This is a genomic window from Vibrio sp. V12_P9A6T4 (genome assembly GCF_963874835.1).
Taxonomy (GTDB): domain Bacteria; phylum Pseudomonadota; class Gammaproteobacteria; order Enterobacterales; family Vibrionaceae; genus Vibrio; species Vibrio anguillarum.
Window position 1 is genome coordinate 1 of the sequence record NZ_CAWNJO010000110.1, and the last position, 6918, is coordinate 6918.

Annotated in this window: 8 protein-coding genes; 2 read left to right on the plus strand and 6 right to left on the minus strand. The window is 38.9% G+C overall.

The annotated features are described in order from the left end of the window. The 3 genes from AACQ42_RS16170 to AACQ42_RS16180 form a co-directional block, all read right to left on the minus strand. The coding region (locus AACQ42_RS16170; RefSeq protein WP_176429628.1) for a P-loop NTPase at positions 1 to 1609 on the minus strand (1609 nt) is incomplete at its 3' end. Between the two features lie 376 nt (positions 1610 to 1985). Continuing rightward, complete coding sequence (locus AACQ42_RS16175) at positions 1986 to 2210, minus strand: hypothetical protein (protein WP_094164799.1); 225 nt, start codon at positions 2208 to 2210, stop codon at positions 1986 to 1988. Positions 2211 to 2220: 10 nt separating this feature from the next. Then, positions 2221 to 2400, minus strand: coding sequence for a hypothetical protein (locus AACQ42_RS16180; RefSeq protein WP_094164800.1), 180 nt, complete (start codon positions 2398 to 2400; stop codon positions 2221 to 2223). 633 nt (positions 2401 to 3033) lie between these two features. Between AACQ42_RS16180 and AACQ42_RS16185 the strand changes: the two genes are divergently transcribed. Together AACQ42_RS16185 and AACQ42_RS16190 are read left to right on the plus strand one after the other, a co-directional pair. Continuing rightward, positions 3034 to 4335 (plus strand): hypothetical protein, encoded by a 1302-nt coding sequence (locus AACQ42_RS16185; protein ID WP_094164801.1) that lies wholly within the window; start codon positions 3034 to 3036, stop codon positions 4333 to 4335. Continuing rightward, positions 4335 to 4718, plus strand: coding sequence for a hypothetical protein (locus tag AACQ42_RS16190; protein ID WP_094164802.1), 384 nt, complete (start codon positions 4335 to 4337; stop codon positions 4716 to 4718). Before AACQ42_RS16185 ends, AACQ42_RS16190 begins: the two co-directional genes overlap by 1 nt. Positions 4719 to 4884: 166 nt before the next feature. On the opposite strand, the gene AACQ42_RS16195 is transcribed toward AACQ42_RS16190, so the two are convergent. The 3 genes from AACQ42_RS16195 to tnpA all read right to left on the minus strand — a co-directional run. Further along, positions 4885 to 5349, minus strand: coding sequence for an ASCH domain-containing protein (locus tag AACQ42_RS16195; RefSeq protein ID WP_094164803.1), 465 nt, complete (start codon positions 5347 to 5349; stop codon positions 4885 to 4887). Between the two features lie 431 nt (positions 5350 to 5780). After that, positions 5781 to 6632 carry an AbaSI family restriction endonuclease gene (locus tag AACQ42_RS16200; protein WP_339366644.1) on the minus strand — a complete coding sequence of 284 codons (852 nt, stop codon included), beginning with the start codon at positions 6630 to 6632 and terminating at the stop codon, positions 5781 to 5783. Positions 6633 to 6662: 30 nt separating this feature from the next. Then, positions 6663 to 6918 (minus strand): IS200/IS605 family transposase (gene tnpA, locus AACQ42_RS16205; RefSeq protein WP_141195641.1); only part of this gene is annotated, 256 nt, incomplete at its 5' end.

Here is a 6918-nt window from a genome sequence, read left to right on the forward strand (position 1 = left end):
GTATTATATCCTCAAAAGACTCACCCATTGTAGCCTCATGAAGTGCGACTAAAAGCTGCCTTCCATGTATTTCTTTAAATTCTTCGCATCGTTTTTCAAAAGTTTTATGAATTAAATTAGGACCTAGGCAATTGTTATCCTCCAAAGATTTGACAAGTTCCCTTATTTCAAACTCTGACAAATACCTTATTTCATAGCTTTTCGTTAAAATAGAATCTAAATCATCGCATTTCATATTCCATTCATTATATCTTTCGGCAGTTATAATGGTTATTGCAGCGTTAGTTTTTATAAGTTTATTGAATGCTCTATTTATTTCTATGGAGTTTAGTGCCGCGTTATCCCAAAATATAAAAAGCCTTTCATTTGTATTCTCACATAATTCATGTAGAGCATCTATATCAATAAATGAAATGTCTCTGACCCAAAGCGTGATTCCTACACTAGAAAGCCTAGCTTCCCAAGCTAATTGTCTAAGCAATACGGTCTTTCCTGAACCTGCTTCTCCTTTGATGCAAAACAATTCAGTATTATACTCCCTTTCTGAATCAGGCCTCTCGAGGATTTCTTTAACTAACTCGTCAAAAACACTTCTCTTTATTGCAAGTCCTTCGGCAATAGGATACCAGCCTAAATCAACCCCAGAATAAAAGTCTTCTGCGTGTGCAAGTCCATAAGGTAATTCGCTATATAGATAATCCACTTGTTCAGATAGAAGCTTTATTACTAGACTGCTAGGATTACTATTATTTATATATTTTAACTTTATTGGGTGAGTAGTGTTAGATTTAATGTTACCCAAGACCTTTTGCTCTACTGATATTTTTTCATCTAATTCACGTAGAAAACTCTCGAATGTAATATCAATGGCCGTGATTTTTTTTCTTGCCCAAAGGTCAACTTCAGCCTGTTTTACATTTGGCTTCAGAAGATAGTGCCTCATGCCGTTGGATGCTTCTTTTTCCAAACTACTTAAGACACTTCTGATATTAGCGTCTTGCAAGCTATGCCCAACAAATACAATCGTATATTCGTATGCTAGTTCATACAAGTGGTTAAACAGCCTTTTTCTAGAGGATAAACTATCATTATATTGTTCAACTGTAAGTATTAGAGGTATATTATTATCTCTAGTTCGACTTATACATCCATGTAGCTTAATCAATGGGATTAGCTCAGAGTCTTTTCTAGTTATATCTAAACTATCATCGTTAGATAGGATAGGGATTATTCTTTTGGGTGTTTTCTTCGAATTATTGTAAACAGTCTCGACAAGGTGGTCATAATTGGTTGTGAAAATAGCACGCCAGTTAAAGTCACATATTGAAGAGTGAAAATCAGCTGGGATCAACTCACTAAAATATTCTTTGATATAATCTTGAAGTTCGTGTAGAGAGTAGCTAGACTCGGCTAGGTCTGACACATGAGCTAAACTTTCGGATTTAAACTCCCCATCCAAAAATCGATCGCAGATCAAGTCTCTCAAATCATTACCTAATGGTATTTTTTTACAATCTGGTAGCGTTGCCCCGTATAAAGCTCCAGAACCCAAGAAAAGAACAACCTTTCCTTCTTTTATTCTCTCAATCAAAGTCTGATTTACTGGCATTTTAATGACTCAATTCCATTTGTGTGTCATGTAGCATATTACTTTTGATATGCGCATTCATCAGGTGATAGTGCGGACTGTGATCACATCACGATTATTCAACTCAAAGAGACGAAACGAGGTTAGCTTTTTCATTAGTACAGATATGGCAAACCTTGAGTTATCAGGCAGGAACGAGTTGTGAATCTAACTTGTCTTGGGGCAGGAATCAGTTAGACCTTATGCTCAAAAACGGTCACTTCGGATAACTTCAGATTGGGGAAAAGATTGTTCTAGAGCATTGGCTGCCAGCGCAGCCAAAAAATGCTATTGTCTAACGCCTAAATCAGGCGAGCCAAAGGCGTCGCCTGGATTTACTTGTTATACCCGATTAATGTTAGGATGCAGCACGAGCAGGGCCTTTAAAGAACTCTAAGTTTGCTTGATTAAACCACGAAACTGCTTCTTGAGTGTTATTAATGTCCAAAGCTGCCATAACATGCGCTAGACCATTAATAGCTTCAGATTTAGTTAAAGATCCATTCTTGTAACCATCTAAAACCTTTTCTAAGAAATCATCCATTTCTTTATGGTTTTTCGATGTTAAATTTTGCTGAGCCATATCTACTCCTTTATTTCACTTCTTTTATGTTACGGAATTCAATGGAGTACTCAGGGTATTGACTCTGTATCATCGCCATAGCTACCTCTGCAGAAGGAGCTTCAACTCTTTTTGATGTTGATGACACTCTGCCTTTCTTACCATCAGCGTTTATTATAAAACGTGCAAATGAAATACTGAACTTTGCCATGTACATTTTCCTTGTTGTTGGTGTCTGTTGATATAACAACTTATTAGATCCCAAAGTGGGGTGGTCAAATACCCCGTTTTGGGATTTTTTGCGCATCCACTGGACGTTTGTACTTAGCGTAAGCGCATGTTTTTAATATAGTATCATCATGGACTGAGAAATCGCGAACGAGAAAATACGGCAAAATGGGGTATTTCTACGCAGCTCACAATTTGTATTAGAAAACCTATCGGAAAATCTAGGAATCAGACAGATATCATGTGCTGTTTATAGCAAAAAATGGGGCAATTTTAAGTTTTGTGCGATTACTAAGCTAACGAATGTTAGCCTAACGTTCGTTAGCTTAGTGAAGCAGAAGTTTGGTTCTACGACCTAGGCCCTCTGACACGCTTTGGGGCAGAGCCTTCTTATAGCAAGAATACTAATCTACTCTCAGTAGATTAGTAAATTTAAGATCACATTAATGCATATCTACTGGGCAAATTTTTGCCTATGAACTTTTGAGGTTATGATAAGGTAACTTTAATACGTCAGATAAAATGTATGCCTATATACGATATTTTTGATAATACAAAACTCTACAGTTGCCCTTTTTGCAAAGACCCCATTACTTGTACTTGCTCATCATGCCACATGCGTCGTGAGTGGGAGAAAAGCTCCGCGGCATTGAAAACTGCTGAATCTCACAATTTCGCACCACTTGGCACTTCCGTACCTAGCGTTCAATCGTCCCTACAGCCTGAACCAATTCAAGAAACGACAAAAGAAAAAGTTGAACGTCAGCGTAAAGAACGACTAGAACAATCGGAAAAAAATTGGGTAAAAATTCAAGACCAGCAAAAAAATACAGAAGAATTTATGCTGGGCTGGATGCAAAACACCGTTACTCAACCACAAGAGCAGCTTTGGGCTGACTTATTTACTGTTGAAACCAGTGAAAATCAGAAGCAATTTATTAAACAATGCAATGCTCACCTCAATAATCCCGTCAGAGAAGGGGAAATTGTCATTGTTCCCACCACCAAACCCACAAATGAGCAAGAAAAGAAAGCACTGGCTGATTTACAAGAAGATGCAAAAGCAGCAAGTATTGAACTAGTAAAATTAACCAATGAACAAGTAGCAACAGTAAACCGACACTTGGAGCTATTAGATTACTATGCAAACCAAACTTTTGCGGCAATTAAGCAAGATGGCCTACCCAGTGACTATTACGCTTATGCCTCGCTAGGTGTCGGTATGGCATCATCCGGAGTTGTTCAACACCTGCACAATATCAATTCAGTGTTACTAGAAATTAATGATTTATATGCCTCGCAAGTTGCAATGGCGAGTAAAACTGGCGGTATCAATTACGGCACATTTGTAGCAGAGCGTGCTGAGCTCTTTAAAAAGCTAGACGGTTCATTTGCGGGCTTATCTAAACGCAGCGTCAAGTTACCGATTTACACACAAGTAAAACGCAACCTAAAACTGTCTACCAAATCTGTCATTCACCATTCTGATGAGATCCTGAAAACTGGTTTTGTTAAAAACCTCGGGAAACGTATTGCCAACGTGTCCGTAGGAATAACAGCAGCAAAAGGCGTTGGTTACATTGGATTGGTTCTTGGCGCTGCAAGTGGCGTAAATAATATTTATGAAGCTTGTAAAGTTGATAGCACTGGCAACTGTGGCAAAACATCTAGCCGCGAAGTTGGAGGCTTTCTAGCAGGAGCCTATCTGGGAGGTCAGGCAGGAACTTGGGCTGTAGGCGGCGTTTTACTCGTATTAGGGACAGCTTCTGCACCAGTTGTTGCTGTTGCATCTGTTGGTGCATTCGTGGTTGGCGGAGCCGTAGGAGGAATTTTGGGTTCCACTGTTGGTAAGGCCGTGGGTGATGGCGCTTACTTTATTTACGAATCAACCGTTGAACTCGCTAAGGACATTTTCTAATGGGGATTACAACAGAATTGGAATTCTGGTTTATCGGTGTTCCAACAATCATATTAGGCGGTTATGTATTTATTTGGGCAATCCCCGGGGTAGTATTTGGAGCAGTATTGGCTTTCGGTGATGTGAAGCGCATTACTTGGATCGATGCTCAATTATCGAAAGATACAAAAAAGCTACATTCAAATTATCAATGCATGATGCCGTATAACATTATGTCTAGATTCATGCACTACTGCTTTGCTTACCCGTTTATACGCCACCGAATAACAACAAGTTCAATCAAATTCAGGGTATTCATGTGGGTAAACTCATTGGGATTTTGGAGCTTTTTAGGTGTTGGACTTCTTGTTTTACTGGCAAAAACATTGAATATCATTCCATAAAATTCAATTTTTAAGGGGTATGCCTACCCCTTACTTTATAGCTCATCACGCCCGGCTAAGGGGTTGACAACGCACCACCGAACTCAAACACAACAACTCCACCGCGGCTCAATGGGACTGGAAACGCCGCGCGTTGACAGTCCCGCTTGAGGCGTTTGTTATGTTTTTAGTGGTACACGACCTTAAAGTGCTCTAAAACCAAAAGCATATCTTCTCGAAACTCGATTCCAAGTTCATGACATTCTCGTAAGAAAAAATTTCGATGAGCTTCCTGCCACCATGCCAATGATTTGTCACCCTCACCTTCTGAAGCAGCAAAATCTTCAGTGACCTGATTGTATTGGCACTTAGAAACTGAGGTAATTTCAATAATACAAATCGGCTTACCATCCCAGTTAGTCACCACTTGAAGGTGGCCAACTTGAGGCATAAGTTCACCTTTTTGACTGTACCAATATTCTAAACTGCATGATGCTCGTTTCTCGCCTCGGAGGATTAAATCGGCACATACATTTGCGTTGTATTCATCTGCACAAAAATAGTCTGCGCTGAAAGAGGTATATTTTTCAGATACTTCTCTATATAAAGAGCTAAGGTATTGTTCCAAGAATAACTGACTTCTTTCTTCCATGATTCACTAAACCTGATTAAAAACATAACAGTAATTAGGAGGCTCAAAGCCGTCTAATTACTTCATGTGATGATATTTATGGAATTAATAATTTCATGATAATTACATAAGCAATTTATTGTGTATCGCATTTTATACAGAACTGTATTGAGTGCCGCAAGTCTGTCGTTTAGTGTTTGCGATGAACGATAGATTCAAGATGAAAAACACCTTTGCTTGCAATCACTAGCCGCCGACTTAGGCGGCTTTCTCTTTCTATCTAAGTATCAAAACAACGAAAGTCTCATTATTCATAAGTAGCGACATAGTGGAAATTGAACGCTGAAGTTTTGAAATGCTGTGGCTGCCTTCTCACCGTTATACATATCAGGGATTCACATCAAATAGCATTAGAAGAATGGAATATTCTCTTTACAGATTGGCCATGTATTTCAATCAACACGTACCTTTTCTTCCTCACTTACCCTATCAAAAATAATTTCGCTATCAGTGCTTTCCTCAAGGTTCATTAAAAAAGTACCCACGTATCTGTACAAGTTAAATCCCAGAGAGTTTTTTGCCCTCGCAAATACTATAGATTTGTTGCATTTCCCAGAAATTTGACGCTCTTTTTGTTTTTTGATGGACTCTATGGCTTCTTCGTTATTATCCAAAGCACGTTCAATAATTTTCATCCCATCAGATGTCAATTCATTGTGCCAGATACCATGTTCGTAAAGCCTAGGAAACCAAACCAAATCTTTAGAGCTATCAGGAATTTGCCATGCCCCTCTTTGATAACCATTTCCCTTAAAACCAAAGCAACGTAGGGCTTCAATTTGCTTTTGAAAAACTACATTGTCGTTAATCGCAACTTTTCCTAAATTAATAACCGGTATAGATGAGTACCCATGTTCAAAGTCCCACGGCACAAAACTTCCTTGAGACAACTTATTACATCTCAATGCGAGAATCTTTTCGATAAAACTATCCGTATCAGATTTTATGCTCTCAAGTGTACGTTCAACCTTATCGCTAGCTATTTGAATTCGTTCTACGGAATGTTCGGTTCGCTTTATAATGTCTTGTTCTCGTTTAAGATCCTTGACCTTTTGATTTTTATGATGAGGCTCATCAATTTCTAGGTGGATATTAAACTGAGGAAAGAACAAATCTGTCAAAGCACGATTACCATCTGGTAATCGAACTAATTGCTGCGTTATAAACTCGACATCATCGGGCAATGCATGAATGATGCGGGTAATAGTAAAAATCCGCCTTCTTAGAAGGCGGCTTTGGTTTATAGCCCCCTATAAGGGGGCATCCCTGCGCTGCTAGTTTATCTTCAACTCTAACTGCGCCTCATATTCCTGATCTTTCTTGTCTTGGTGCCTTACGTAACGCCTGATGATTTCTTCATTCACACCAACTGTGTCAACAAAGTATCCCCTTGCCCAAAAATGATTACCCCACAGTTTCTTTCTTATATGTGGGAACTTGTTAAACAAGCGGATTGCTGAACGCCCTTTCAATACTCCCATCAACGTTGATATCGAAACTTTTGGTGGAACTATCACAACCAAGTGAACG

Coding starts and splice junctions, on each gene's coding strand:
- AACQ42_RS16175 (WP_094164799.1), bottom strand. CDS start 2,210: ATGGCTCAGCAAAATTTAACATCGAAAAACCATAAAGAAATGGATGAT.
- AACQ42_RS16180 (WP_094164800.1), bottom strand. CDS start 2,400: ATGGCAAAGTTCAGTATTTCATTTGCACGTTTTATAATAAACGCTGAT.
- AACQ42_RS16185 (WP_094164801.1), top strand. CDS start 3,034: ATGCGTCGTGAGTGGGAGAAAAGCTCCGCGGCATTGAAAACTGCTGAA.
- AACQ42_RS16190 (WP_094164802.1), top strand. CDS start 4,335: ATGGGGATTACAACAGAATTGGAATTCTGGTTTATCGGTGTTCCAACA.
- AACQ42_RS16195 (WP_094164803.1), bottom strand. CDS start 5,349: ATGGAAGAAAGAAGTCAGTTATTCTTGGAACAATACCTTAGCTCTTTA.